The organism is Mesorhizobium sp. C432A, assembly GCF_030323145.1.
In the GTDB taxonomy this organism is placed as follows: Bacteria; Pseudomonadota; Alphaproteobacteria; order Rhizobiales; family Rhizobiaceae; genus Mesorhizobium.
Map to the genome: position 1 here is coordinate 3,767,484 of NZ_CP100470.1, position 26,094 is coordinate 3,793,577.

General features: G+C 63.3%; 20 protein-coding genes and 2 pseudogenes. 10 read left to right on the plus strand and 12 right to left on the minus strand.

Annotated elements, in window-relative coordinates; genetic code table 11:
• The first annotated feature begins 16 nt into the window (after positions 1-16).
• Positions 17-832, plus strand: a complete 816-nt coding sequence (blaOXA, locus tag NLY33_RS18195) for a class D beta-lactamase (RefSeq protein ID WP_023708458.1) — start codon at positions 17-19, stop codon at positions 830-832.
• 13 nt (positions 833-845) lie between these two features.
• Here the strand turns inward: blaOXA and NLY33_RS18200 are convergent, their stop codons facing one another.
• Entirely contained in the window at positions 846-1,682 is an 837-nt protein-coding gene (locus NLY33_RS18200) for an SAM-dependent methyltransferase (protein ID WP_023707151.1), read from the minus strand.
• Positions 1,683-1,889: 207 nt separating this feature from the next.
• On the opposite strand from NLY33_RS18200, the gene thrS reads away from it, so the two are divergent.
• Complete coding sequence (gene thrS / locus NLY33_RS18205) at positions 1,890-3,863, plus strand: threonine--tRNA ligase (protein WP_023708459.1); 1,974 nt, start codon at positions 1,890-1,892, stop codon at positions 3,861-3,863.
• Positions 3,864-3,948: 85 nt separating this feature from the next.
• Entirely contained in the window at positions 3,949-4,887 is a 939-nt protein-coding gene (locus NLY33_RS18210) for a lysophospholipid acyltransferase family protein (RefSeq protein ID WP_023707152.1), read from the plus strand.
• Between the two features lie 58 nt (positions 4,888-4,945).
• Here the strand turns inward: NLY33_RS18210 and NLY33_RS18215 are convergent, their stop codons facing one another.
• On the minus strand, positions 4,946-5,908 hold the full coding sequence (locus NLY33_RS18215) for an RgsD C-terminal domain-containing protein (protein ID WP_023707153.1): 963 nt from the start codon (positions 5,906-5,908) through the stop codon (positions 4,946-4,948).
• Positions 5,909-6,073: 165 nt separating this feature from the next.
• Here NLY33_RS18215 and NLY33_RS18220 point away from each other — a divergent pair, with 165 nt between their 5' ends.
• Positions 6,074-6,658, plus strand: coding sequence for a nitroreductase family protein (locus NLY33_RS18220; protein ID WP_023701213.1), 585 nt, complete (start codon positions 6,074-6,076; stop codon positions 6,656-6,658).
• A gap of 80 nt (positions 6,659-6,738) precedes the next feature.
• Here NLY33_RS18220 and NLY33_RS18225 read toward each other — a convergent pair.
• Both NLY33_RS18225 and NLY33_RS18230 read right to left on the minus strand, forming a co-directional pair.
• Positions 6,739-7,401 (minus strand): annotated as a pseudogene (locus tag NLY33_RS18225) (IS256 family transposase); the annotation flags it as partial.
• Between the two features lie 700 nt (positions 7,402-8,101).
• The gene (locus NLY33_RS18230; RefSeq protein WP_023708653.1) at positions 8,102-8,695 is read right to left on the minus strand and encodes a hypothetical protein; all 594 of its coding nucleotides are present in this window, start codon (positions 8,693-8,695) and stop codon (positions 8,102-8,104) included.
• A 57-nt stretch (positions 8,696-8,752) separates the two neighbouring features.
• Here NLY33_RS18230 and NLY33_RS18235 point away from each other — a divergent pair, with 57 nt between their 5' ends.
• Positions 8,753-9,574 (plus strand): M15 family metallopeptidase, encoded by an 822-nt coding sequence (locus tag NLY33_RS18235; RefSeq protein WP_023750780.1) that lies wholly within the window; start codon positions 8,753-8,755, stop codon positions 9,572-9,574.
• Here the strand turns inward: NLY33_RS18235 and NLY33_RS18240 are convergent, their stop codons facing one another.
• The 5 genes from NLY33_RS18240 to NLY33_RS18260 all read right to left on the minus strand — a co-directional run bounded on the left by NLY33_RS18240 (position 9,575) and on the right by NLY33_RS18260 (position 14,522).
• On the minus strand, positions 9,575-10,345 hold the full coding sequence (locus NLY33_RS18240) for an SDR family oxidoreductase (protein ID WP_023706421.1): 771 nt from the start codon (positions 10,343-10,345) through the stop codon (positions 9,575-9,577).
• Positions 10,346-10,357: 12 nt separating this feature from the next.
• Positions 10,358-11,353, minus strand: coding sequence for an ABC transporter permease (locus tag NLY33_RS18245; protein WP_023706422.1), 996 nt, complete (start codon positions 11,351-11,353; stop codon positions 10,358-10,360).
• A 159-nt stretch (positions 11,354-11,512) separates the two neighbouring features.
• Positions 11,513-12,553 carry a sugar ABC transporter substrate-binding protein gene (locus NLY33_RS18250; protein ID WP_023684845.1) on the minus strand — a complete coding sequence of 347 codons (1,041 nt, stop codon included), beginning with the start codon at positions 12,551-12,553 and terminating at the stop codon, positions 11,513-11,515.
• A 41-nt stretch (positions 12,554-12,594) separates the two neighbouring features.
• Positions 12,595-13,359, minus strand: a complete 765-nt coding sequence (locus tag NLY33_RS18255) for an ATP-binding cassette domain-containing protein (RefSeq protein ID WP_023706423.1) — start codon at positions 13,357-13,359, stop codon at positions 12,595-12,597.
• Positions 13,356-14,522, minus strand: a complete 1,167-nt coding sequence (locus tag NLY33_RS18260; RefSeq protein WP_023697545.1) for an ROK family transcriptional regulator — start codon at positions 14,520-14,522, stop codon at positions 13,356-13,358. The genes NLY33_RS18255 and NLY33_RS18260 overlap by 4 nt, the downstream gene beginning before the upstream one ends.
• A 210-nt stretch (positions 14,523-14,732) precedes the next feature.
• Here NLY33_RS18260 and NLY33_RS18265 point away from each other — a divergent pair, with 210 nt between their 5' ends.
• Positions 14,733-15,914 carry a M24 family metallopeptidase gene (locus NLY33_RS18265; RefSeq protein WP_023706424.1) on the plus strand — a complete coding sequence of 394 codons (1,182 nt, stop codon included), beginning with the start codon at positions 14,733-14,735 and terminating at the stop codon, positions 15,912-15,914.
• 422 nt (positions 15,915-16,336) lie between these two features.
• Here the strand turns inward: NLY33_RS18265 and NLY33_RS18270 are convergent.
• Positions 16,337-17,618: pseudogene (locus NLY33_RS18270) on the minus strand (M23 family metallopeptidase).
• A 164-nt stretch (positions 17,619-17,782) separates the two neighbouring features.
• A complete protein-coding gene (locus tag NLY33_RS18275) occupies positions 17,783-18,250 on the minus strand; it encodes a peroxiredoxin (protein ID WP_023706427.1) in 468 nt (155 codons plus the stop codon).
• Positions 18,251-18,434: 184 nt separating this feature from the next.
• Here NLY33_RS18275 and NLY33_RS18280 point away from each other — a divergent pair, with 184 nt between their 5' ends.
• The gene (locus tag NLY33_RS18280; protein ID WP_023706428.1) at positions 18,435-21,821 is read left to right on the plus strand and encodes a YhdP family protein; all 3,387 of its coding nucleotides are present in this window, start codon (positions 18,435-18,437) and stop codon (positions 21,819-21,821) included.
• A 17-nt stretch (positions 21,822-21,838) separates the two neighbouring features.
• Here the strand turns inward: NLY33_RS18280 and tyrS are convergent, their stop codons facing one another.
• The gene (gene tyrS / locus NLY33_RS18285; protein ID WP_023706429.1) at positions 21,839-23,092 is read right to left on the minus strand and encodes a tyrosine--tRNA ligase; all 1,254 of its coding nucleotides are present in this window, start codon (positions 23,090-23,092) and stop codon (positions 21,839-21,841) included.
• Between the two features lie 254 nt (positions 23,093-23,346).
• Here tyrS and NLY33_RS18290 point away from each other — a divergent pair, with 254 nt between their 5' ends.
• The 3 genes from NLY33_RS18290 to NLY33_RS18300 are packed head-to-tail and all read left to right on the plus strand — an operon-like array spanning position 23,347 to position 26,089.
• Positions 23,347-24,081, plus strand: coding sequence for a glycosyltransferase family 2 protein (locus NLY33_RS18290; RefSeq protein ID WP_023694104.1), 735 nt, complete (start codon positions 23,347-23,349; stop codon positions 24,079-24,081).
• The gene (locus tag NLY33_RS18295) at positions 24,074-24,406 is read left to right on the plus strand and encodes a lipid-A-disaccharide synthase N-terminal domain-containing protein (RefSeq protein WP_023669132.1); all 333 of its coding nucleotides are present in this window, start codon (positions 24,074-24,076) and stop codon (positions 24,404-24,406) included. Before NLY33_RS18290 ends, NLY33_RS18295 begins: the two co-directional genes overlap by 8 nt.
• Before the next feature lie 39 nt (positions 24,407-24,445).
• Positions 24,446-26,089 (plus strand): ArnT family glycosyltransferase, encoded by a 1,644-nt coding sequence (locus NLY33_RS18300; protein ID WP_023706430.1) that lies wholly within the window; start codon positions 24,446-24,448, stop codon positions 26,087-26,089.
• Positions 26,090-26,094: the final 5 nt, after the last annotated feature.

Genomic DNA, 26,094 nt, shown 5'->3' on the forward strand with positions numbered 1-26,094 from the left:
TCCCAGGAGAGCCCACATGCGTCGGATCGAAACCCATCCCTTCATCATTGCCGCGGTCCTCTTCCTGCTGGCCTGGTTTCTGGGATTTCCGATGCGGGCGCAATCGGCGCCGCTTGGCGATGTCGCCTGTACGCTTATCCAGGACGCGGCGAGCGGCGAGACGCTCTACCAGAATGGCGTCTGCGACCAACGCGTCAGCCCGGCATCGACCTTCAAGGTGCCGCTGGCACTGATCGGCTACGACAGCGGAATCCTGAGCGATGCGCATACGCCGACCTGGGACTACAAGCCTGAATTCAGGGCCGTGAGCCGCGACCACAAAGCCGTCGACCCGACGATCTGGGAGCGCGACTCGATCGTATGGTATTCGCGCGAGATCGTGCGCCGGCTCGGCGCAAAAAGCTTTGCCGGCTACGTCTCGAAATTCGGCTACGGCAACATGGATGTCTCGGGCGATGCCGACAAGGAAAACGGGCTCACGCAATCCTGGATAAATTCCTCGCTTGAGATATCGCCGGTCGAACAGACAGCCTTCCTGCGCCAGCTGCTCGCCGGCAAGATGCCGGTTTCTGCCAAGGCGCATGAGATGACCCGAGCCATCCTGCCGACTTTCCAGGCCGGCGGCTGGACGGTGCGGGGCAAGACCGGCAGCACCAGGCTGGGAAACAGCAAGGACAAGCGCGCGCTGGGCTGGTTCGTCGGCTGGGCCGAAAAGGGCGGCCGCCGGATCGTCTTCGCCCGGCTGGTCGTCGACACCAAGCCGATCGACATGCCGAAAGGCCCGGCGACACGCGCGGCGTTACTGAGGGAGTTGCCGCAACTGGTGAAGTGAACTTGCTTTAGCTTCAAGTGCTCCGGCGGGCACGAAGGATGTGGCCGCCGGAATTCCTTGTCTCCGCCTTTGGCGCCCTGGAGAAGCGGGCAGCGATGTCGCTGCTTTCCAGATCTTCGATCTCATCGAAGCCGAGCTCGCGCAGCGATTGCGCCAGTGCCGCGGGCACGAAGAAGCTGATCCAGGGCTCTCCGGCAGCGGCGACGCGCGCCGCATGGAAAGAGAGGGCAGCCTGTCCAGCCGCATCGCGGTTCTCGGCCGGCTCGCTATAGTCGAAGACGACCTCCGAACCGGGCATGCCGGCAATCCAGGACAGGGTGCTGAAGATTGCGTCCTGGCTCAGATACGGAACGACACCCAGCCAGATGAAGAAACTGGGCTCGGTCTGCCGCAAACCGGCCGATGCCAGTTCATCCGCGGGGCGCTGGCGCTCGAAGTTGACCGGCACGAACATGGTGGCCCGCGGTTCAGCAAGACCAGCATCGGCGATGCATTTCCGTTTCCAGGCCTGTGTCGCCGGGTGATCGACTTCGAACACCGCGACATCAGGGTACGGATTGCGCAGCGAGAAAGTGTCGAGGCCGGCGCCGAGCACCACCACTTGCCGGACGCCCCGGCGCACCGCCGCAGCCAGCCAGTCCTCGGCGAGGCGGGCGCGCGCTGCCACGAACAGGCGCATGCGCCGGCTGCGCTCACCTTCCTGCTCGAGCTCCTGCACCGTCGGTGCGGCATCGCCCAGTATCGCACTCGCATATGGGTCGCGAAACAGCGCCGCCTGCTGCGAGAACTGGTGGAGGGCCCGCATGCGCGCGACGCCCAAGGCGGTTCGGCTGGGTTTTGCGTCTTCCATGCCGGGGATTCCAACCTCGTGTCGGGGAAATTCGCAAGCCTGTGCGACTGGCATGCGACATCTGTCGCGCCATTTCCTGACAGCTGCGCCAACGAGGGCTCTTTACCTGATGCCGCGTGGCCTCTAAAACCCGCCCGCTGCCGGATGCCTCCGGCTTCACACCACGACCACCCGCGCTCGTTTGCGGGACTGGATAGGAGATACCCGATGCTGAATTCCGTTTCCCTGACATTTCCCGATGGCTCCGTCCGCGACTATGACGCGGCGATGACCGGTGCGGGCCTCGCCGAATCGATCTCGAAGTCGCTGGCCAAGAAGGCTGTCGCCTATGCCATCGACGGCACCGTTCGCGATCTTTCCGACCCGCTTGGCAAGTCCGGCAAGGTCGAGATCATCACCCGCAGCGATCCGCGCGCGCTGGAGCTCATCCGTCATGATGCAGCACACGTGCTGGCGGAGGCCGTGCAGGAACTGTGGCCGGGAACGCAAGTGACCATCGGGCCGGTGATCGAGAACGGATTCTATTACGACTTCGACCGCAACGAGCCGTTCACGCCTGACGATTTCCCGGTGATCGAAAAGAAGATGCGCGAGATCATTGCGCGTAACAAGCCGTTCACCAAGGAAGTCTGGTCGCGCGACAAGGCGAAAAAGGTCTTTGCCGAGAAGGGCGAGCGCTACAAGCTCGAGCTGATCGACGCCATTCCCGAAGACCAGGATCTCAAGATCTATTCCCAGGGTGACTGGTTCGACCTCTGCCGCGGCCCACACATGGCCTCCACCGGGCAGATCGGCAACGCCTTCAAGCTGATGAAGGTGGCCGGCGCCTATTGGCGTGGCGATTCGAACAACCCCATGCTGACCCGCATCTACGGCACGGCCTGGGCCGAGCAGGCTGAACTCGACGCCTACCAGACGATGCTGGAAGAGGCAGAGAAGCGCGACCACCGCAAACTCGGCCGCGAGATGGACCTGTTCCATTTCCAGGAAGAGGGGCCGGGCGTCGTCTTCTGGCACGCCAAGGGCTGGAAGATGTTCCAGAATCTGGTCAACTACATGCGCCGCCGCCTCGACGAGCAGGGCTACCAGGAGGTCAACGCACCGCAGGTTCTCGACAAGAGCCTGTGGGAGACGTCGGGCCACTGGGGCTGGTATCGCGATGCCATGTTCAAGGTGACGGTGGCCGGCGACGACACCGACGACGACCGCGTGTTCGCGCTGAAGCCGATGAATTGTCCGGGCCACGTGCAGATATTCAAGCATGGGTTGAAATCCTATCGCGATCTGCCCGTAAAGCTTGCGGAATTCGGCAATGTGCATCGTTACGAACCGTCCGGCGCCTTGCACGGGCTGATGCGCGTGCGCGGCTTCACGCAGGACGATGCGCACATCTTCTGCACCGAGGAACAGCTGGCCGCGGAGTGCCTGCGCATCAACGATCTAATCCTGTCGACCTACGCCGATTTCGGCTTCGACGATGTCAGCGTGAAGCTGTCGACGCGGCCGGATAAGCGCGTCGGCACCGACGAGGCCTGGGATCATGCCGAGGCGATCATGGGCAACGTGCTGGATACAATCAGGACGCGCTCGGGAAACCGCATCAAGACCTCGATCAATCCGGGCGAGGGCGCTTTCTACGGGCCGAAATTCGAATATGTGCTGAAGGACGCCATCGGCCGCGAATGGCAGTGCGGCACCACGCAGGTCGACTTCAATCTGCCGGAACGCTTTGGCGCCTTCTACATCGGTTCGGATTCGGAAAAGAAGCAGCCGGTGATGGTGCATCGCGCCATCTGCGGTTCGATGGAACGCTTTCTCGGCATCCTGATCGAGCATTATTCCGGTCATTTCCCGCTGTGGTTCGCGCCGCTGCAGGTGGTTGTGGCGACGATCACCTCGGATGCTGACGACTATGCGCGAAAGGTCGTCGCACAGTTGAAGGCGGCAGGACTTTTGGCCGAACCGGATCTGCGCAACGAGAAGATCAACTACAAGGTGCGTGAGCATTCGCTGGCCAAGGTTCCTGTGATCCTCGTATGCGGCAAGCGCGAGGCGGAAGAGGAGACGGTCAACATCCGCCGGCTCGGCTCGCGCGATCAGGAATCGCTCAAGCTGGCCGACGCGCTGAAGCTGCTTTCCGACGAGGCTGTTTCGCCCGACCGAAGGCGCAGCGCGGCCTGAGCAATCAATATTTCGGAGAAATGGCGGTGGAGCGATCCACCGCCATTTTCACATGCCTGTCACGCCAACCTTGTAACGAGCCCCCATGCTCAAGCTGAAGATACGGGAAAGGCCGTTTCCCGAACTCTCCTACGCCAATGCGAGCCAGCCGGCGCTGACGCGCTGGTTCATCCATTCCATTGAAGGTCTGTCGGGGCGCGACCGGTATGCCGCGCTCTATGATTTCTGGCGCCGCCAGGTGGCGCCGACCGGCGAGCGCGTGTTCAGCCGCATGCTGGAGCTGATCGACGTCAAGGTGCGCAGCACCGATCGGTGGCCGCCGGCGGGGCTGCCGGACACGCCGCTGGTGATCGTAGCCAACCACCCGTTCGGCATTGGCGACGGCATTGCCGTGCTGTCGCTCGTCGAGCAGCTCGGGCGTCCGTTCCGCGTCATGATCCACAAGGATCTGCTGAAGATCCGCGAGATGGAACCGTATTCGCTGCCGATCGACTTTTCCGAGACCAAGGACGCGGTGAAGAACAACTTGGCGGTACGCCACGAGGCGGTGCGGCTGCTCAGGGAGGGCGTCACCATCGTGGTATTTCCGGCCGGCGGCGTCGCCACCGCGCCGAAAGGCTTTGGCCGGGCGCGCGACCTGCCGTGGAAGATGTTTCCGGCGCGCCTCGTGCAGGACGCCAAGGCGTCGGTGGTGCCGATGCATTTTTCCGGGCAGAACGGCCGGCTGTTCCATCTGGTCAGCGGCCCGATGAACATGGGGGAGCGCGAAGGAAGGCTGGCGAAATTCGTCGGCAAGGCGTCACTGACGTTGCGCCTTTCAATGCTCATCCTCGAATTCGCGCGGCTGTCCGGCAAGGCGATCGACGTGCGCGTCGGCAACCTGTTGAGCTGGGCCGAGCTGGAATCGCTGCGCGATCGCAAGGCGCTGCTTGAGCGTCTTCATCGCGGCGTCTTCGATCTGGCGCCCGACGCGCCGCGCGGCCGGGTCCACTTCCTGCAGCGCCGCCTGCGCAAGGCTGCCTGACGTAGCCCTGAACTACCACTTCAACTGAGAGCCAAACCGATGCCAATGGGCGCGCCGGTCAGTCGGCGCCTTCCTCGGGATCGATGGCCGAGGCTTCGGTGGCCAGCACCTCGATCTCCTGGTTCTGCCCAGCGACCACGGTGAAATCCTTCTGGTAGATGCGGTCGCGGTTCTTGGCGATGATGGTGTATTGGCCTTCGGCCAGCACCATCGAGGCGAAGGCGCCGACGGCCTCCTTGATCGGATCGCCGGATTCGTTGAGCAGCGACCAGGATGTATCGGCGATGGCCTCGCCGCCGGTCTCGCGCACCAGCTTCATGGTCTCCTCCGCCGCGCGATGCTCGACGGTGGCTTCGGTCAGCTTGCCGGCTTCGACACGGATGTCGGAGCGAATAACGGCATTGACCGCGCCATAGGTGGAGACGACATGATAAACGCCGGCGTTGAGCCGCACGACGCTGTTCGGCTCGACATCGGGAATGATCAAAGCGCGGTCGCCATTGGCCTCGGCGGTGCCCTCATAAATGGAGAAGCGCAGTTTTTTCGGCGGAATACGCGCGCCGCCCGACAGCACCGCGTCGAGCTTGAGGCCGCCGGCATCGAGCACCAGGCTTTCGCGCCTGGCGTCCTTGCCGACGGTGATGCGCTTGGTGGCGCCGGCGCGTCCGTATGAGGCGTGGACCAGATAGCTGCCGGGTTCGAGCTGGAACACGGCGCTGCCGCCATGCGCGGAAGCCACCATCGGCAGCTTGCCGTCGCCGGCGGCCTCGGGCTTGAAGACGCGCCAGACGATGCCGCGCGTGATGTCGGCGCCCTTGTCGGTCAACTGCGCCGACAGCGTTATGGCACCGCCGCCACCGAGTGCCAGCGGCGTCTCGCCCTTGGGCGGTGCATAGCTCGAAATATCGGGGAGTTTCAGATTGCCGATGCCGTCGGCATTCTGCGCCATGGCCATCGAGGCCGGCGCAAACAGCGCTACGGCGAGCCAAATCAGGAAAAGGCGCGATCTCCCCTCAAACATGCCTTGCGTTGAAGCCCAAGGCGGTGGCAATTTCAAGGCTTAAGAGTCCGACCGCCTTGGCAACAGGTTCTTTCGTCCGGCGCGCCCGCGCCAATGCCCGAGCCGCCCCGATCCGCAATGGCGCGCTTCAGCTCAAAATCGAGTGCTTTAGGAGACCTGGCCCCCATGGCGTCGCCGATCATCGACTTCCTGCTGACCCGAAACTCCGCACCGATTCCTGAATTGAAGGAACCGGCGCCCAGCGATGGCGATATCGCGACCATGATCGCGGCTGCAAGCCGTGTGCCCGATCACGGCCGACTGGAGCCGTGGCGCTTCATCCTTTATCGCGGCGAGGCGCGATTCGAGATCGGCAGGAAGCTGGCGGCGCTCGCCGAACAGCGCGAAGGGCCGCTGCCGGAAAACCGCCGCAACCAGGAGCTTGCGCGGTTTTCCCGCGCGCCGCTGGTGATCGGCGTGGTGTCGGTTCCGAAGGACAATCCAAAAATCCCGCAATGGGAAATGTTCCTGTCCGGCGGCATGGCGGCGCTGAACCTGATGATTGCAGCCAATGCGCTGGGCTATGGCACCAACATGATCAGCAACTGGTATTCCGATGTGGCCGAGGGCAGGGCGATCCTGGGGTTGGCGCCGCAGGAGCGCGTCGTCGGCTTTATCCATATCGGCTCCTACCAGGGCCCGGCGCCGGAACGGCCGCGACCCGATCCGGCAAAGCTCTATGCCGATTATGAGGGGCCGTGGAACGGCTGACACCCGAAAGCGATTCCCCTTTATTTAAACACAGGCTAAGACAGCGGCTTCGGCGAGCGTTGGGGTTGGCGCATCGACCATAGGGATTTTTTTTTGAGGCCGACGAGGAAGTCCCTCCAGGCCGAGCGGCTCTCGCGATTGGGCATCTCCACGGCCAGGATCTGCCGGCGCCCGTCCCAGTCGATACCGACCGCGATCAGCACCGCCTGGCTCATGACAACACCGGCTTCACGCACCTTCTCGTAGCGCGCATCGAGGATGAGGTAAGGAAACGGCTCTTGAAGGGGGCGCCTGGCAAAGGCAGCGAGGCTCTCGTCCAGCCGCTTGTTGATGGCCGAGATCGACGAGGCCGAGAAGGCATGGCCGCACAGTTCTTCCGTGAACGCCTTCACCTTGCGGGTCGACAGGCCCTGCACATACATCTCCGCCAGTGTCGCCACCAAGGCCCGCTCGGAACGCTGGTAGCGCTCGAACAACTCGGTGGAGAAGCGCCCGGCCCGGTCCTGCGGAACCCGCAGCTCGAGCTTGCCGACCCGCGTCACAAGGGTGCGGCCTTAATAGCCCGAGCGATAGCCAAGCCGTTCGGGCGTGCGCTCGCTCTTCGAGGCACCCAGCGCCTCGTCCATCTCGGCCTCAAGCACCTCCTGCATCACCGCACGGAGCACTTCGTGCAATCCATCCGGGTTCGAAAGCAAAATGTCTTTGACGGCAGCGCTGGCGGTCTTAACTTCAGTCTTGGTCATGGTGGCGTTCCTTCGCGGGAATCAGGTGACGTGAACAATCACCAGCCTGCCATGACCGCCCTCTCTCAGCGAATTTGCAGAACTCTCAGCACACTACCCCCTTCGCGTCGCACGGTGGACTAAGTACAAGAGGCCATTACGGCGCGTCGCCAAAGCGGAATATACACAAATGTCTTCCGTCTGGATGGCAGCTGCAGAGCAAGTTCGGCCCACGCCCGCAAAGCCAGGCGAACAATGCCTTTACCGGATTAACTTGGCGTATCCGGAAAGCAGGTTCATCCGGAAGGGCAGGGTGTTCTGGAAGGGTGGGTTCACCTGCACGGGTAGGTTCATCAGGAAGCTTAATATCTTGAGCGTCTATGCAATGTCGCTCTCTCAAAACCGGGGAACCGCTTTTGAGCGACACGCATTGGGTGAGCACAGAAAGACGATCGGCTCCGTCACTTCTTCCTGTTTCGGCTCGCAGATGCGGGCAAGCGTGTACTTGTCGACGTTGTTCGCATACGGCTTCGATATCGGCGTAGGTGCCGTGTCACCGTGCCGCGATAAGGGTTCACAGCGGTCGAGTTGACGATAGCGTTCTCAGCGAAGATGTCGGCGGTTCGAGCCCGTCATCGCCCACCATATCCGGCCCGCATATCCCGAATGCCGGGCGCGGCCGCAATGAGCCGCACCCGCCGTTCTTTCCTGGCGCGCTAGTCTATCGCTTGACGTAGCAGTTCTTCTTCACGCGGCGGATGGGATCCTCGCCAAAGGCGTCGACGCTGCATGTGACGCCGTTCCTGAATACGCCCTGGACGTACTGGCCACGCGCCCCGTATCTCACCACTTTGCGGCCACGGAACTCGCAGAACCGCCCCTCCGAGGCGCAGGCCACCCATCTGCCGCGGCCCTGGCCGTAATCATTATCGCCGTAATTGTCATCATTGCCGTAATTGTCGTCGTCGTTGTCACCATAATCATTACTGCTATCGCGCCTCGCAATATAGCAGGCCTTGTCGCGGCCGGGCGCCGGGTCGCCGAAGACGCGATTCGAGCAAGGCACGGAACGACGATCGAAGAAGCGGGAGGTGGTCTGGCCGCGCGCGCCGTAGACCACTTCCGAGGGGTAGGGCAGGCGGCAGATTTCGCCTTCGTCGGCGCATCGCTGCATCCGCTGGGCGGATGCGGTGGCTGGAAAAAGAATAGAGACGGACGAGGCCAGGCCGACCAGGCAGATGAATGTAAACGTCATCCGGATCAAAGCATTGAAGGTTTTTGACACGATTTGTCTCCCGTTCGATTCGACCAGCATGGTACAGCAGCCTTGTTAAATACACGATGAACGAAAGCCCTCCGGGAAGGCAGGACAATGATGGATCATCCAGGGCGCCTGATGCTGCGGTTGCTGTTCGCATTGGCAATCTCTGGTATTGGGCGCTTCGCCTATGCGGGGAATGTGGGCGACGGCGTCGACCAGCCCGCCGCCAAGGCAGCCTTGCTCAAGGCCTATCCCGGCCTTTTCACCATTTCGGGCAATGTCCTGACCTGGACCGACGGCACCACCATGGTGTGGAACGACGGCAAGGCGCGCGACGCCGACGCGTTGCTTGAGAGCCCCGACATCGAAGACATGTTTCGCTACGTCTATCCCAGAGCAGCCGAGGGCGCGCTGGTCCCGGCGGAGGATTTCGATCCCGGCCGTATCCGCAATGAACCTTTCTTCGAGAAGCTCTACGGGGCAAGTGCCGCCGAGGTGGGCAAGCACATCGCCAACGTCAAATGGTTGCCGAAGCTCGGCAAGAAGACCGTGCAGGTCACCAGGATTTTCGGCATCAACGACCGGCTGGGCAAGGTCTCCGCTGCGCTTGAGGCGATGCCCGCGGAACTGAGCCGTTACGGGCTCAAGCCCGGCGGCGGCTTTGTCTGGCGGCCGATCGCCGGCACCGACCGGTTGAGCGTTCACTCGTTCGGAGCGGCCTTCGATATCAATGTCGGCTTCTCCGACTATTGGTACAACAACAGGAACAAAACCAACCCGAAGGCCCACATTCCCTTCAAGAACCGGATTCCGCTGGAAATCGTGGAATTGTTCGAGAAAAACGGCTTCATCTGGGGCGGGCGCTGGTATCACTACGACACCATGCACTTCGAGTACCGGCCTGAGTTGCTGCTGTACAAGAAATCCGGCTGATCACGGCGGCAGCAGCCGGAAATCCTTGCCTTCGGGCAGCAACTGGCCGCCGTCGACGACGATGGTGGTGCCGGTGATGTAGCTGGCATCGTCGGAGGCGAGGAACAGGAAGGCGTTGGCGACGTCGCGCGGACTGCCGAGGCGTCCGAGCGGGATCGAATCCTCCATGTTCTTGATGTAGGCGGCGCCGCGATGCAGCTCGATCGCTTCGGTCAGGATGTTGCCGGGCTCGACGCCGTTGACGGTGATGCCGTAGCCCGAAAATTCCAGCGCCGCCGAGCGGATGAAGCCGTTGATGCCGGCCTTGCTGGCGGCATAGTGGCCGTGGCCGGGGCTGGTGACGTGCGGACCGGTGATCGACGAGGTGTAGAGCATGCGCCCGTAACCTTGCGCCTTCATCGGCGCCAGCGCCGCCAGCGTGGCGTTGAACGTGCCGCGCAGATTGACCGCCATCACCCGGTCCCAGTCGTCCGGGCTGGTGTTTTCGATCAGCTGCCAGGGATAGATGCCGGCATTCTGCACGACGATGTCGAGGCGGCCATGGCGGCTCAGCGCCAGCGCCACCGCAGCTTCTGCATCGGCCATTTGCGAGATGTCGGTGCGAATGAAATCCGCGCCGAGCTCGTCCGCGGTCGCCTGGCCGGCTTCGGCCTCGCTGTCGGCCAGGACCAGCCTTGCGCCTTCTTCGGCAAAGCGCTGGGCGATGCCCTTGCCGATGCCGCGCGCGCTGCCGACGATCAGCGCGACCTTGCTTTCGAGCCGTCCTGTCATGCCAGCCGTCTCCTATGCCAGTCTTTGGCGAATGGTTTGCTTGAAGGCGTCGAGCAGCACGGCGGCGAGCACCAAAAGGCCGTGGATCACCTGGGTGAAATTCGCCGGCAGGCCCATCAGATTGATCGCCGTGTTGATAGAGGAGAGCAGCAGCACGCCGGCATAGACCCCGGGCAAGGTGCCGACGCCGCCTTTCAGGCTGACGCCGCCGATGACGACGGCGGCAAAGGCGTTGAACAACAGCCCGGTCCCGAGATTGGCGGTGGCGCCCGAGGTGCGGATGGCGAGCAGCCAGCCGGCGAGGCCGGCGATGGCGCCAGCCAGCACGAAGGCGATGATCAGGTTGCGGTTGACGCGGATGCCGGCGCGGAAGGTCGCTGTCTCATTGCCGCCGATCATTACGAGGTGGCGGCCGAACGGCGTCTTGGCCATGAGCAGCGAGAACAGGACGAAACAGGCGACGGCGATCCAGGCGGTCAGCGGCAGGCCGGCCATTCGCTGGATGCCGAACCAGCGGATGGCCGGCGCCAGATCCTGTGCCGAGCGGCCGCCGGAAATCACCAGCACCAGGCCGCGCACCCAGATGTAGGACGCCAGCGTAATGATAAAGGCGCTCATCTTCACCTTGACCACGAGATAGCCGTTGAAGGCGCCGATGAGGCCGCCGACGGCCAGCGCAACCAGCAGCGAAACCGGAACCATCAGCCATTGCGGATTGAGCTGTATGCCCATGCCGATGCCCGATGAGCAGAACAGGATGCCGACCGCCATGGCGCTGAGTGCGGCCACCGATTCCACCGACAGGTCCATATGGCCGGCAATGATGACCAGCGACAGGCCGATCGACATCACGCCGAGAACGCTCGAGGCCTCGATGATGTTGGCGAAGATGCCGAGCTGGAAGTAGTTGGGGACGAAGACGGAAAAGACAACCAGCACAAAGATCAGCATGAACCAGACGAGGTTGTCGAGGACGAACTCCAGGGCTTTGCGGCTGCGCGGGTTCATGGGCTGATCCGGTTGGCGCCCCCGAGAAAATCAGGCTGAGAAATCAACTCGATTTCGTCGGGTTCAGGCGCGGTTTAGGTTCGCCACGGTGTCCTGGGACGCGGCGTCGTGAATGGGCAGGCTCCGGGCCGCAATGGCCCGGAGCGCTTCGCTAGGCGACTATTCGACAGACTTGATCGTGTCCGTCGGCGGCTTCTGGTTGCCCCAGAAGGCCGGATTGTCGACGTTTTCCTTGGTGATGGCGGCGCCCGGGATCTTGATGTTGGGGCCCCAGCTCTCCTTGGTCACGGTCGACTTCAAGCCGAGCACGTCATACTCGCCAGGCTTGATTTCCTGCTTGCCGGCGATCTTGTCCATGAACATCGCCACGGCCGCGGCCTGCGCGTAGAGCGGCTGCTCGACTTCGACATTGAGCCAGCCCTTGCGGATCAGGTCGAGACCGACCGGAGCGCCGTTCGAGCTCATCAGCATGACGTCGCCCGGCTTCTTGCCGGCGGCCTCGAGCGAGGCGACGGCTGCGACCGACAGGTGCGCGGCATGGCTGAAGATCAGGTCGATGTCGGGGTTGGCGAGCATCTGGTCGGCAACGATCGTGCCGGCGTTGCTGGCTTCCCATTGCATGGCCGGCAGCGAGATGATCTTGACGTCAGGAAACGCCTTCAACTTCTCCTCGAAACCCTTCTGGATGTCGAGCGTGTAGGGATCGCCGGGATCGCCGAGCACCTGCAGGATCTTGCCCTTCACAGAACCGTTCTTGGCGGTCAGAAGCTTTTGCGCCTGCTCGGCGGCGACGTAGCCGATCTCGACCGTGCCCGCCACCGAGGTGAAATCGGACGGGGTCGAGGTGATCTGGCGGTCGAACTCGACCACCGGGATGCCGGCTGCACGCGCCGCTTCGATGGACGGCTTCAGCGCGTTGAAATCGACGGCGGCCAGGATGATCGCCGCCGGCTTCAGCGCAATGACGTCGTTCATCTGCGATTGCTGCGCGTCGGTCTTGTTGTCGGCGTTGAGTGTTTTCACCTCATAGCCGACCTGCTTGAGGAACAGCTCCAGCGCGCTCACCGAGCCGGTCTGGAATTCATCGAGCAGGGTCGGGACCATATAATAGACGGTTCCCTTGGTCTGGGACATTGCCGGCGTGAGCGAGGCAAGAGCCAGTGCCAGGATACCGAAGACAAGAACCAGTATTCGCTTCATGTCGTTCGCTCCTCTTTTATACCGGACCCCTCTTTTGTCCCTCAACCAGCCGGTCCGGCACCGGCAAGCGTCTCACCGGTGATCATGTTGATCACCGCATCGGGACTTGTTTTGTTGCGTGCGACATCGCCGGCCACGACGCCTTGCCGGATCACCACGATCCGGTCGGCGACCTGGAAGGCCTGTTGCATGATGTGGGTGATGATGACGACGCCGATGCCCTGGTTGGCCACCTGGCGGATCATCTCGAGACCGCGCCGCGTCTGCTCGACGCCGAGGGCCGCGAACGGCTCGTCAAGCAGCACCAGCTTGCCGCCCCAATGGACGAAGCGGTTGAGCTCGATGGCCTGGCGTTGGCCGCCCGAGAGATGCTCGACATTGGTGCGCAGCGACGGGATGCGGGTGCCGGCACTGGCCAGCGCCTTGCCGACGACGGCCTCCATGGCGCGCTCGTCGAGGATGGGGATACCGAGAACCTTGCGGGTGATTTCGCGGCCCATGAAGAAATTGGCGACGACGTCGACATTGGTGCAGAGCGACAGGTCCTGGTAGACGGTCTCGATGCCGGCAGCCTTGGCCTCGGCCGGCGTCTTCGCCAGAAACTCCTTGCCCTCGAACAGCATGCGGCCGGAGCTCGGCTCGAGGCCGCCGGCAATGATCTTGACCAGCGTCGACTTGCCGGCGCCGTTGTCACCGAGCAGCGCCACGACTTCGCCCTTGCCGATCGAGAAGCTGATGCCCCTCAGCGCATGGATGGCGCCGTAATTCTTGGTGACGTTTTCGAGTACCAGCAGCGGTTCGGTCATGCCGCCACTCCCTTGCTGTGCATGAGGTCGGACCGGCGCTCGCGCTCGGCAATGAACATCTGGCCGAAGCGCGGCGACAGCACGCCCGAAACGGCCAATGCGGCAGCGCCGCGCAGCACCGAATGCTTGCCGCCGGTCGCCACCGTCACGCGCGGTGTCTTGCGGTCGCGCCGCGCCGAGACCGAATTGGGAAGCTGTCCCGCCGCGCCGACCAGCTTTTCGAGCAGGTCGGTGGGCGCAAGCCCGCCGAGGATGACGGTTTCCGGGTCGAACACATTCTCGATGGTGACGATGGCGTTGCGGAAGATCGGCGCGATCTCGGCCACCCAGGCGGCGTCGCTGATGTTGCGGCGGCGACGTGCTTCGAGCGAGAGATACCGTTCGAGGCAGCCGCTGTTGCCGCATGGGCAAGGCTCGCCGCCGGGAACGGCAGGGATGTGTCCGATTTCGCCGGCATTGCCCCAGGCGCCGCGCATCACCGCGCCGTCATGCACGATGACGCCGCCGAGGCCGACGCCGAAATAGAGGTAGTAGTATTCGGAATAACCGGAGCCGAGACCGTAAAGCCGTTCGCCCATGGCCGCCGCCGCCATGTCGGTTTCGAAGAAGGCCGGCAGCCCGGTCGACGCCGCCAGCCGTTCCGGCAGCGCGACATCCTTCCAGCCGGCCATGGTCGTCGGGCCGACGAAGCTCATCGACTCCACGCCGAACGGTCCAGGCAGCGCCATGCCGATGCCGAGCACGCGCCCGCCGGGCCGCAGCGCAGTCAACTCGGGCACCATCGCGCCGATCAGCTCGAAGGCATGGTCGGGCGTCGCATGCGGCGCCTCGCGATGCATGCTCTCGATGACATCGCCGCTGAGATTGATGAGCGCCGCGTCGATCCCCAGCGGGGTGAGGTGGACGCCGACGGCGTAGCCGCCCTCGGGGTTGATCCTGAGCGTCGCCGGCGGCAACCCGCGTCCGCGCGGCTCTTCGCGCAGCGACAGCACATAGCCATGCTCTTCGAGTTCGCGAACGATGGTCGATACGGTCTGGACGGTGAGGCCGACCCGGCTGGCAATGTCGCCGCGAGCTATGGGACCGTGAAGGCGGATGGACTCCAGGACGATGCGCCGGTTGTAAGGCCGCCCGAACTCCTGATTGGTCCCCCGTAGTGCCATGTCCGCGCCCCTTAGGAAGGCCAAGACTTGCACAGGCAATTTATTCAGTCAAATGGAATTCAAAAATAATTCGCGACGGTTCCCGGGCGCGGTGCAGGACCTGTCCCATTCGTCGCGCTGGCTGATTGCAGCCGGGCTGAAACCACCGCAATGGTGAATGACGTCAGGCGGGCGTGGGGCTCGCCGGCCAACAATCCAGCAGGAAAACCGATGATCGAATTGCCTTTTGCGCGCGATGAGTACCAGCGGCGGCTCCAGAAGATCCGCGCCGAGATGGCGGCGCGTGGGCTCGAACTGCTGGTCGTCAACGATGTCGCCAACCAGCATTACATCACCGGCTATGACGGCTGGTCGTTCTACACGCCGCAGATCGTGCTTGTCCCGATCGAAAACGAGGCCGAGCCGGTCTGGATCGGCCGCGCCATGGATGCGGCAGGCGGCTTGCTGACGGCCTGGATGAAGCCGGAGAATGTGGTCGGCTTCCCCGAGGACCACGTGCAGCGCGCCGATCGCCATCCGATGGACTGGATAGCGGCCTGCATCGTCGCCAAGGGCTGGGGCGCGAGACATATCGGCATCGAGCTCGAAGCCTATTATTTCTCGCCGAAGGCGCATGCCCGGCTCGTCGCCGGCCTGCCCAATGCGAAATGGCACGACGCCGATCTGCTGGTGAACTGGATCCGCGCCGTCAAATCCGCGCCCGAAATTGCTTATCTGCGCAAGGCGTCGACACTTGCCGAATCGGCGGTTTCGCGGGCCTTCGAAGTCATCGCGCCAGGCGTGCGCGAATGCGATGCGATTGCCGCGATCCAGGCGGCGCAGATTGCCGGCAGTCCAGACTTCGCCGGCGACATCACGGCACTGCCGCCGACCATCCTCGGCGGCGAGAATGCATCGGCTCCGCACATCATGTGGAGCGATCGGCGCTTCGGCAAGGACGAAACGATTGCGCTCGAACTTGCCGGTGTCTGCCGCCGCTATGCCGCAGGCCTCGCCCGAACGATGCAGCTCGGCAAGACGCCGGCCCGTGTCGCCGACACCGCAAAGGCGGTGATCGAAGGCATGGATGCGGTGCTCGACGCGGTCAGGCCGGGGACCACAGCCGAAGCGGTCGAGGCCGCATGGCGCAAGGTTATCCAGCGCTACGGGCTGAAGAAGGAATCGCGCATCGGCTACTCCATCGGCGTCGCTTATCCCCCGGATTGGGGCGAGCACACGATCAGCCTGCGGCCCGGCGACAAGACCGCGCTGCAACCCGGCAACGTCCTGCACTCCATTCTTGGCATGTGGATGGATGGCTGGGGCATCGAGATCAGCGAGACCATTCTGGTGACCGAGACCGGCCATGAGACGCTGACCAAATTCCCGCGAGACATCCATGTCAAATCCTGACCGGTCGGCAGCACCGGGCGGTGCCGCGCCCCCGCATCGATGCCGGAATTCTCGATCGGATGGTCGAGATCCGCCGTCATCTGCACCGCCATCCCGAATTATCGAACCGAAAGATTGGGACGGGAGCTTATCTCAGGCCGATGCTGGCCGGGCACGGGATATCAGACATCCGCGACGTCGCCCGCTACGGCCTGGCCGTCGATATCGTCGGCTCCGCGAGGCCGTCAATCGCAATGTGGCGATAAGGTGATGCATGCCTGCGGCCATGACGCCCATGGCTCGATGGGCTTCGCAGTGGCCGTGCATCTGCCTCAGCCCAGGGACAGTTTTGTCGGCACGGGTCCGCGCTTGGTGCGACCCTGGATCGCGGAACCAGCGGGCAGGGCGCGGCGAAGTTGGGCAGCAACCAGCCTGGCTTGACCCTACAGATACTGCTCGACCTTCTTGCCGACGGTCAGGAAGCGCAGCGGGTCGATGGCCTCGCCATTGTGGCGGACTTCGTAGTGCAGGTGCGGGCCGGTCGAACGGCCGCTGCTGCCGGTTTTGCCAATGATGTCGCCGGCTGCGAGTTTTTGGCCGACGGCAACGTCGATCTCGCTCAGATGGCCGTAGCGCGTGGCAAAGCCGTTGCCGTGATCGACCTCGACCATGCGGCCATAGCCGCCGTTCCAGCCGGCCTTGGTAACGATTCCGGCCGCCGTGACCTTGGCTGCCATGCCGACCGGCGCGCGGAAATCCATGCCCGAGTGCAGGGCAGCGGTGCCGAGGATGGGGTCAGTGCGCACGCCGAACGGGCTGGTGACGGAGTGGCCCGGCGCCGGGTTGGCGAGCGGCAGCCGCCGCGCCTCTTTCTTCAACTGGTCGAGCGTATCCAGCGCCTCGTCCAGTTCCTTGACCTTGCTGTCGAACATCATCGAGCTGTCAAGCGGGATCAGCGGTCCGCCGACATCGCTTTCGTTTTTGCCGAAATCACTGTCGACCGGCAGACCGGCCGCTTCCAGCGCCTGGGTGATGGCATCGGCGTTCTTGTAGGCGTTGTCGGCCAGGGTTTCGATGCGGGTGAGTTGCTGGCTTTCGATAGCCTTCAGTGAATCATTGATCGAGACGAACATTTGTCGGCACGGTCCGCAGCCGTTTCGCTGGGCAGCGGATCGGAACGTGTCGACCACAGCGAGAATGGCCTGGTGTCGCCCGAACCAAGGCTGGCGACCGAATAGGCGAGTGGCTCGCCGCCAGTCAGTTCGGCATGTTCGTCGGGTTTTGTTGTCGCTGCAGCATCAGCGGTTGGCAGCGTCCCGACTTCGTTTCGGCCCGCTCGAGAATCGGGCCGAGGCGGCCATGGCGCTGGCTGAGCTGGCTCTGCCGCTCGATCAATTCGCTGACCTTGGTTTCCATCAGTTTTTGGTCGAGAAGCTGGCGGCTGGTGATGCGGTCGACCTGCGCGCGCAATGCGGAAATGCGATCTTCATAGGCCTGCTGCATGCGCGCCTGCCGGGCCGTGGTGGCGCCGATCAGATCGTCGCGCAGTACGAGATAGGAGGTCGCCAAGAGATAGCCGATGGCGATCGCCGCCAGTGCCGAGCCGAGAAAGGCGACGAGCCACGGCCGGATGGTGAAATGCCGTATTTCATTGCCCCGCGCAATGATGACCGTATGCGGCTCCTTGCGCCTGCCGAAGACCGCTGACTGACCGGTTAGGTTCACGGGACCAAGCTTTCGTTACGACACCAACGAAGCCCGATTACACATTATTAGGGTTAACAAAGTTTTGCCGTCGCGGGCGCTCTAGTGACCAACGGTGTCAGCCAACCGCATATATGTCTTATGCCCCTAATGCACTGCGCGGCGTTGGCCAGATCGGTGGCGCCTCAGAGCGCGCGGACCGCCTCCAGCACTGCTTCGGCATGGCCTTTCACCCGGACCTTGCGCCAGATCCCGGCGATCCGCCCGTCCTTGCCGATCAGGAACGTCGCCCGCTCGACGCCCATATAGTTGCGGCCATACATCGTCTTTTCGACCCACAGATTGTAAGCCTCGATCACCTTGCGCTCCTCGTCGGCAACCAGGTCGACGGTGAGATCGTATTTGGTTTTGAACTTGTCGTGCTTCTTCACGCTGTCCGGCGACAGGCCGATCACCACGGCGCCGGCCTTTTCGAACTCCGGCTTCAGCTGCGAAAAGCTGATCGCCTCATTGGTACAACTTGTGGTGTCGTCCTGCGGATAGAAATAAAGTACAACGGGCTTCCCCCGCATCGAGGCAAGGCTGATCGAGCCGCCGCCGTCGCGCGGAAGATCGAATTGCGGCGCAACGTCGCCAACGTCGAGATCAGCCATATCGATGCCCTTGTTTGAGGTTACGCGGCCCTAAATCAAAGAGATAGAGCATGATGTCTGGACAAACGGAAACCGTTTGTCCGAGAAAACCGCCTCACACTTTTCGGCATCATGCTCTAGCCTGCGTCGTTATAGTGTCGGGCGGGGATTCGTCCACGATCGAATTCGCACAACGGAAAATTGCGTGGATCAGGAAGAACCGCAGCACGAGAAAATCCGGTTCAGGCGTGACGAGATCACCGACCTGGGGGCTTTCCCGTCCGCTTGCCGCGTGCCGCCGCTCGGCAAGGCACGGATCGGCCGCGGCTTTCGCATCCTTGCCCGGCTGTTTGCCGGCATTGGAGCCCTTGTGCTGCTGGCGGCGGCCGCCGTCTACGTCATCGGCGCCACCGGCATCGGCAGCGAACGGCTGCGGTTGGAAGCCGAAACGGCGATCGAGAAACTGGCCGGTTTCGACGTCAAAGTCGCCGTCGGTCCTGCCAGCCTGACACTTGACGGATCGAGCTTCATTGCGCTGCAGGTCAAGGATGTCAGCGTCGAGACGGCCGACGGCAAGCCGATGGCCGATGCCGGGCGCGTCCGCTTCGGCATCCGGCTGGTCCCGCTGCTTTCGGGCGAGGTTCGGCTGACCAGCGCCAGGATTTCCGACGCCCATATCGTCACCGCGGCAATGCCGTCGGGTGGTGACTGGATAGCGCGCCTGCGCAATCAAGACGGTCTCATCGATCCGGAAAAACTGGCCGCCGTCGTCTTCAGTGACGTCAATCGTGCACTCGATGCCGTGCGCGAGGATTCGATGCGCCGCATCGATCTCAAAAATGTCGCGTTCGAGCTGCCCGAGGCCGGATCGGTCAAGCTGGTCACGATCGCCAACGCCACGGTGCTGCAGTCAGGCCCCGGCAGCATGGAGTTCTCGTCCGAGGCGGATGTCGATGGCCGCGCGCTCACCGTCACGGCCACCGCCACCCGCGATACGAGCTCGATGCGCGTTACCGCCTTGAACGCCGCCATCGACATGGCGGATGTCGCGGAGACAACGCCGGCGGCCGGCGGGCGAACCGGCGCGATGGCTTTGAAGCTCACGGGATCCGAAGGCTCGGGCGAGACCGATTCGCGGCTGACGGGCTCGCTGTCGCTAACCGGCTCGGTGCTCGACCTCGGCACACGCGGGCTGTTGCCGGCCGATGTCGATGTCGACGCCGCCCTTGTCTCCGGCTCCAACAAGATCGATGTCGGCAGGCTGGTTCTAAAGACCGGGCGCTCGGCGTTCAATTTCGCCGGCTCGATCGGGCCAAAGCCGTCGACCGGCGCGGCCGGCGAGGAGCCTTCCTATCGTTACGACCTGACCAGCGACGGCTCGACGCTGGCGCCTTCGGAATCGCCCGAGCCGGCGCTGAATTTCTTCGCCCGCATCGCCGGCGTCTATCAGATCAAGAGCCGCAAGCTTGTCGCCGACCAGATCGGCATCAGGTCGGGATCGGGGAGCGAAGTGCTGGGAACCGCTGCGGTTTCCTTCATCGACAACGGACCGCCGGGTATCTCGGTGTCGCTCAACGTCCACGACATGGCGGTCTCGCACGTCAAGCAATTGTGGCCCTGGTTCTCGGCCAAGAACGCGCGGCTGTGGGTGCTGCAGAACCTGTTTGGCGGCCGCGTCGTCGATGCCAGCCTGCAGTTCCAGGTCGTGCCGGGGCGTCTCGGCAACGGCGTGCCGCTTTCGGCCGACGAGGTGTTCGGCCGCTTCCAGGTCGAGGGCTCGCGCTTCGACACCGCCGGCCGCATCCCGCCGATACGCGATGCCGTCGGCGTCGTTTCCTTCCACGGCAACGATGTCGACGTCGCGCTGTCCTCCGGCAGCGTCTATATGCCGAGCGGCCGCACCGTGGCGGCAAGCAATGGCACACTGTCGGTAAAGGCGGCAAACCACCCGCCGGTGATTGGCGCGCTCGACATCGACGTCGCCGGCGAGGCGCCGGCCATCGCCGAACTTGCCTCCTACGAACCGATCAACGCCATGCGCCATGTCGGCATCTTGCCGGACGACCTGTCGGGCACGGTGACCGGCCACGTCAAGGCCGACATTCCGTTGCAATCCGGCGTCGACACGTCGAAGCTCGATTGGCTGGTATCGCTCGACTACAAGGACCTGTCGCTCGCCAAGCCGTTCGAAGGCCAGATGGTGACCGATGCCGACGGCTCGATCGAAGTCGGGCCCGACAAGGCGGTGATCTCTGCCAAGGCGCGGCTGAACGGCATTCCAGCCGAGCTCGATCTGGTCGAGCCGCTCAGGGATGACGGGCCGCCGCGCAGCCGCAAGGTGGCGCTTGTGCTCGACGAAAAGACGCGCGCCATGGCCATGCCTGGCCTGTCGCCGCTGATTTCCGGCACCATCAAGGTGGCAATCGACAAGAGCGGCGAAGGCGGCAGCCAGAACGTCGACGTCGACCTGACGAGCGCCAGGCTGGACATTCCCTGGGCAGGCTGGAGCAAGGGGCCGGGCATTGCCGCCAATGCCACTTTTACCATGACCAAGTCCGGCGATACCACGACGCTGTCCGACTTCGACCTCGACGGAAAGAGCTTTTCGGTCGAAGGCAATGTCGTCCTGGTCAAGGGCGCGCTGTCGTCGGCCCGCTTCAGCAAAGTCGCCTTGAACCGGGGCGACGATGTCGCCGTGACGGTGAAGCGGTCGGGCAAGGGCTTCGCAGTCGATGTCAGCGGCAACGCGCTCGATGCCCGCTCGCTGATCAAGCAGTTCACCTCCGATGTCGATACCGCCACCAAAACCACCGGCACGGACGCGGTTTCGGTTAGCGCCGACGTCAATTCGCTAAGCGGGTTCCATGACGAGGTCCTGTCCAATTTGAAGCTCGACTACAGTGCCGCCGGCTCCAGGGTGAACAGGCTCAAGGTCAGCGCCGCGGCAAGTTCCGGCGCCGCCATCACCATCAGCAATACGGCAGGCAATGGTGCTCGCGCGCTCACCATGAAGTCGGCCGACGCAGGCGCCATATTGCGCTTCCTCAACATCTACGAGCATATGGAAGGCGGATCGATCACGCTGGCGCTCAGCGGCGCAGCCGACGGCCCGATGCGTGGACAGGTCGATTCGAGCAACTTCTTCATCGTCAATGAACCGAAGCTCGCCTCGATCGTCTCGACCACGCCAACCGGCGACAGCCGCAGCCTGAACGAAGCGGTCAAGGGCAAGATCGACACTTCGCGGGTAAAGTTCGAGCGCGGCTTTACCGAGATCGACAAGGGGTCGGGCTATTTGAAATTGGCGAATGGCGTGCTGCGCGGCCCGCGCATCGGCACCACCTTCCAAGGCACGCTCTACGACCAGAACAACAATATGGACATGACCGGAACCTTCATGCCGGCCTATGGCCTCAACCGCATCTTCGGCGAGTTGCCGCTGGTCGGCGCGCTGCTCGGCAATGGCCGCGACCGCGGGCTGATCGGCGTCACCTACCGGCTTAAGGGCAACGCCAACAAGCCGGTGCTGGACATCAACCCGCTATCGGTAATCGCGCCGGGCATTTTCCGCTCGATCTTCGAATATCGCTGAGGATCCCAGAAGACGGGTCAGACCGGCCGCACCAGAACGTGTTTTTTCTTGCCCACTGAAAGCTTTGCGACGTTTTCCGGACTCAAATCCTGAGGCGTCACCATCCGCCGGTCGTCCGCCACCGGCTGGTCGTTGAGGCGCACGGCGCCGCCCTGGATATGCCGGCGCGCCTCGCCGTTCGACCCGGCAAGGCCCGCGGTGACCAGCAGCGACAGGATGCCGATGCCAGCTTCCAGCGCTGCGCCATCCACCTCGACGCTCGGCAGGGTTTCGGCCGTCACGCCTTCCTCGAACGTCTTGCGCGCGGTTTCCTCGGCCGCGAGCGCCGCCTCGCGGCCGTGCACGATGGCCGTGGTTTCTGTGGCCAGCACCTTCTTGGCCTCGTTGATCTCCGAGCCGCCAAGGGCGGCCAACCGCGCGATCTCCGAAAGCGGCAGCCGGGTGAAGATCTTCAGGAAGCGCTCGACGTCGGCATCCTCGGTGTTGCGCCAGTATTGCCAGAAATCATAGGGCGAGAAGAGGTCGCCGTTCAGCCACACCGCGCCCTTGGCCGATTTGCCCATCTTGGCGCCCGACGATGTCGTCAGCAGCGGCGTGGTCAGCGCATAAAGCTGCGGCGTGCCCATGCGGTGGCCGAGATCGACGCCGTTGATGATGTTGCCCCACTGGTCCGAACCGCCCATCTGCAGCCGGCAGTCGTGGCGGCGGCTGAGCTCGACGAAATCATAGCCTTGCAGGATCATGTAGTTGAATTCGAGGAAGGACAGCGACTGTTCGCGCTCGAGCCGCAGCCTGACGCTGTCGAAGGTCAGCATCCGGTTGACCGAAAAGTGGCGGCCGACATCGCGCAGGAACTCGACATAGTTGAGCTTCATCAGCCAGTCGGCATTGTTGACCATGATGGCGTCATTGCCAGTGTCGCCGAAGCGCAGGATGCGGCCAAAAATTCGCTTGATGCCCTCGATGTTGGTGGCGATCGCCTCGGGCGTCAAAAGGCTGCGCTGGTCGTCACGGAAGGACGGGTCGCCGATCATCGAGGTGCCGCCGCCCATCAGTGCGATCGGCCGGTGGCCGGTCTCCTGCATCCAGTAGAGCATGGTCGCCGATATCAGATTGCCGATGTGCAGGCTGGTCGCCGTGGCGTCGTAGCCGACATAGGCGGTCACGGTTTCCTTCGCGAAAAGTTGATCCAGCCCGGTCTCATCCGAAATCTGGTGGATGAAGCCGCGCTCGCTCATGACGCGCAGGAAATCGGACTTGAAGGCGGGCATTGTTTCTTCCTGAAAGCGCCGGGTCCGAACGGCCCGGCATGGCCTGAACGCGGGCGTTTAGCATCCAAGCGCGTCAAGCAAAAGTGGTTTCCGATTTTGCGCCGGCATGGACAGGCTATTCTGCACTGCCGCGCATGCTTGCTTCATCCTGTCGGCTGGCGTAATGAGGCGCCGCGCCAACGGGTTCGATCCGCTGGAACGGCACCGCACGGCATCCACCGAATGCCATATCTTGTGACAGAGCCCGACGCGATATGCCGGACGCATTGATATCCATCGTCATTCCCTGCCGCAACGAGGCGGCGAACCTGCCGCTGCTGATCGACGAGATCGAGGCGGCGATGACCGGGCGCGACTTCGAAATCATCGTCGTCAATGACGGTTCGACTGACGACACCGCTTCGGTGCTTGCCGCTGAAGCCGCCACACGGCCGTTTCCGCTTCGGCAGCTTCGGCACGAAAAATCCGCCGGCCAGTCGCTTTCGGTGCGCTCGGGCGCCTGGGCGGCGCGCGGCTCGATAATCGCCACCATCGACGGCGACGGCCAGAACGACCCGCAATATATCCCCGTGCTGGTCGATGCGCTGCGTCGGGCAGGGCCCGATTTCGGCGCCGCGCAGGGGCAGCGGTTGAAGCGCCGCGACAGCAAGATCAAGCAATTGGCATCGCGTTTCGCCAACTGGCTGCGCGGCGCGATCCTGCATGACGACACCCGCGACACTGGCTGCGGCTTAAAGGCGATCCACACCGATATCTTGCGCAAACTGCCGTTTTTCGACGGTACGCATCGTTTCGTTCCGGCGCTTGTCATCCAGGAAGGCTACCGCGTCGTCCATTGCGACGTCGTCGACCGCTCCCGCCGCCACGGCAAGTCGAATTACGGCATCTTCGATCGCGGCCTGCAGGGCGCGCTCGATCTCGCCGGCGTCTGGTGGCTTCGGCGCCGGCGCCGCAGAATGCCAAAGGTAGAGGAAATCACGCATGGCTAACGTGTTTCAGGAATTGGCGACCTGGCTGCACCAGGTTTTCGTCAAGCAGTTCGACGCCTGGGTTCTGCTCGGCTTCGTTGCCCAGTTCTTCTTCACCATGCGCTTCCTGGTGCAGTGGATCGCTTCGGAAAAGGCCAAGCGCAGCGTCGTGCCGATCGCTTTCTGGTTCTTCTCGCTGTTCGGCGGCGGGCTGCTGCTGGTCTACGCCATCCAGCGTGAGGATCCGGTGTTCATCGCCGGCCAGGCCATGGGCATGGTGATCTATGTCAGAAATTTATGGCTCATCGCCAATGAGCGCAAGGCGGCGATGACCAAGGTCGACTGAGCCACCAGTCCCGCCAAATCCAGTCTGTCCGGTGTCGAAATGAGCAGGAACTACATCTTTCTCTTCCTGTTCAGCCTGATGATGACGGCGTCGGGACTGGCCTCTTTGCCGCCGCTCGACCGCGACGAGCCGCGCTTCGTCCAGGCGACCAAGCAGATGAGGGAGACCGGCGACTATGTCGACATCCGCTTCCAGGACGCGTCGCGCTACCAAAAGCCGATCGGCATCTACTGGCTGCAATCGGCGGCGGTGACGCTGAGCGGCGAGGGGGCACAGGCGCCGATCTGGATCTACCGGCTGATCTCGGCGCTGGGCATCGCCATCGCCGTCGTCGCAATCGACTGGACCGGGGCCAATCTGTTCGGCGCCAATGCCGGTCTTGCCGCCGGCCTGGTCATGGCGGCGATTTTCGCCACCGCCTTCGAAGGCCGCGACGCCAAGACCGACGCGATGCTGCTTGCCTGCTGCGTTCTGGCGCAAGGCGCGCTGGCGCAGATTTATCTGGCATCGCGCCGCGACGAGCCGGTCGCCGGCCATCTGCCGTGGATTTTCTGGGCGGCGCAGGGGGCGGCGATCCTCATCAAGGGGCCGATTGCACCGCTGCTGTCGGCGCTGACGGTGCTCACGCTGGTTGCCTTCGAGCGCGATTGGTGCTGGCTGACAAAGCTGAAAGCGGCGCGAGGGCTGGCTCTGGTTCTGCTCATCGTGCTGCCTTGGCTCGCCCTCATCACCTGGAAGAGCAACGGCGCCTTCCTGCAGCAGGCCGTCGGCAAGGATATGCTCGGCAAGGTCGCGCAAGGCGAGGAGTCGCACGGCGTTCCGCCGGGCTTCTACGTGCTGACCTATTGCCTGTTCATGTGGCCGTTCGGCCTTGTGGCGCTCGGCGCTGGACTGCAGGCGCTCAACCGATTGCGCGACGATCCGCGCCTGCGTTTCTGCCTCGCCTGGTACGTTCCGTTCTGGCTCGTCTTCGAATTGATCCCGACGAAACTGCCGCATTATGTGCTGCCGGCCTATCCCGGCATGGCCCTGCTCATCGGCTGGCTTTTGACGCTGACGCCGCAAGAGGCAAATGCGCCGCTCAGGCGCTGGCAGACATGGCTGTGGTGGGCGACCGCATTCGGCACCGTTCTGGTGACAGTCGGTCTCGCCGTGCTTTGCGTCGGTGCGCCGATCTATCTCATGAAGACATTTTTATGGTGGAGCGTTCCGGCCGCCGCGGCAGCATTGGGCGCCGGCTACCTCGCTGTTTCGCGCCAGACGCTGGTGCCGCTGGTCCGCATCGGCGGGGCTGCGGTTTGCGCCGGTATAACCTACGCCCTGCTGTTCGGTGTCATCGTGCCGTCACTGAAACCGATTTGGATGAGCCGGGAAATCGAGGCGGCGGTTCGCGCCGATCGTCCCTGTGAGATGAGCGTGCTCGCCTCCGCGCAATATCACGAACCGAGCCTGGTATTTCTGGTGGGTACAAAGACGGTACTGACCGATGTCGATGGGGTTGCGCAACATCTGCTTGGCGATCCGGCCTGCGCTTTGGGCCTGGCGCCGGTCGGCGATGAAAAACGGCTGGATGACCTGCTGGCAGGGCAAGGCAAGAAGGCCAGCCGCGTCGCCGAGATCGACGGCATCAACTATTCGTCAGGTGATAAATTGTCGCTCGGCCTGTACCGTGTGGCGAACTGATATCT

Excerpts from the sequence above, each read along its gene's own strand:
- NLY33_RS18220 (WP_023701213.1), top strand. The coding sequence starts at position 6,074 with ATGGCGTCGCCGATCATCGACTTCCTGCTGACCCGAAACTCCGCACCG.
- NLY33_RS18215 (WP_023707153.1), bottom strand. The coding sequence starts at position 5,908 with ATGTTTGAGGGGAGATCGCGCCTTTTCCTGATTTGGCTCGCCGTAGCG.
- NLY33_RS18275 (WP_023706427.1), bottom strand. The coding sequence starts at position 18,250 with ATGGCTGATCTCGACGTTGGCGACGTTGCGCCGCAATTCGATCTTCCG.
- NLY33_RS18250 (WP_023684845.1), bottom strand. The coding sequence starts at position 12,553 with ATGAAGCGAATACTGGTTCTTGTCTTCGGTATCCTGGCACTGGCTCTT.
- blaOXA (WP_023708458.1), top strand. The coding sequence starts at position 17 with ATGCGTCGGATCGAAACCCATCCCTTCATCATTGCCGCGGTCCTCTTC.
- NLY33_RS18255 (WP_023706423.1), bottom strand. The coding sequence starts at position 13,359 with ATGACCGAACCGCTGCTGGTACTCGAAAACGTCACCAAGAATTACGGC.
- NLY33_RS18265 (WP_023706424.1), top strand. The coding sequence starts at position 14,733 with ATGATCGAATTGCCTTTTGCGCGCGATGAGTACCAGCGGCGGCTCCAG.
- NLY33_RS18245 (WP_023706422.1), bottom strand. The coding sequence starts at position 11,353 with ATGAACCCGCGCAGCCGCAAAGCCCTGGAGTTCGTCCTCGACAACCTC.
- NLY33_RS18210 (WP_023707152.1), top strand. The coding sequence starts at position 3,949 with ATGCTCAAGCTGAAGATACGGGAAAGGCCGTTTCCCGAACTCTCCTAC.
- NLY33_RS18200 (WP_023707151.1), bottom strand. The coding sequence starts at position 1,682 with ATGGAAGACGCAAAACCCAGCCGAACCGCCTTGGGCGTCGCGCGCATG.
- NLY33_RS18230 (WP_023708653.1), bottom strand. The coding sequence starts at position 8,695 with ATGCTGGTCGAATCGAACGGGAGACAAATCGTGTCAAAAACCTTCAAT.
- NLY33_RS18295 (WP_023669132.1), top strand. The coding sequence starts at position 24,074 with ATGGCTAACGTGTTTCAGGAATTGGCGACCTGGCTGCACCAGGTTTTC.
- NLY33_RS18290 (WP_023694104.1), top strand. The coding sequence starts at position 23,347 with ATGCCGGACGCATTGATATCCATCGTCATTCCCTGCCGCAACGAGGCG.
- thrS (WP_023708459.1), top strand. The coding sequence starts at position 1,890 with ATGCTGAATTCCGTTTCCCTGACATTTCCCGATGGCTCCGTCCGCGAC.
- NLY33_RS18235 (WP_023750780.1), top strand. The coding sequence starts at position 8,753 with ATGATGGATCATCCAGGGCGCCTGATGCTGCGGTTGCTGTTCGCATTG.
- NLY33_RS18300 (WP_023706430.1), top strand. The coding sequence starts at position 24,446 with ATGAGCAGGAACTACATCTTTCTCTTCCTGTTCAGCCTGATGATGACG.
- tyrS (WP_023706429.1), bottom strand. The coding sequence starts at position 23,092 with ATGCCCGCCTTCAAGTCCGATTTCCTGCGCGTCATGAGCGAGCGCGGC.
- NLY33_RS18240 (WP_023706421.1), bottom strand. The coding sequence starts at position 10,345 with ATGACAGGACGGCTCGAAAGCAAGGTCGCGCTGATCGTCGGCAGCGCG.
- NLY33_RS18260 (WP_023697545.1), bottom strand. The coding sequence starts at position 14,522 with ATGGCACTACGGGGGACCAATCAGGAGTTCGGGCGGCCTTACAACCGG.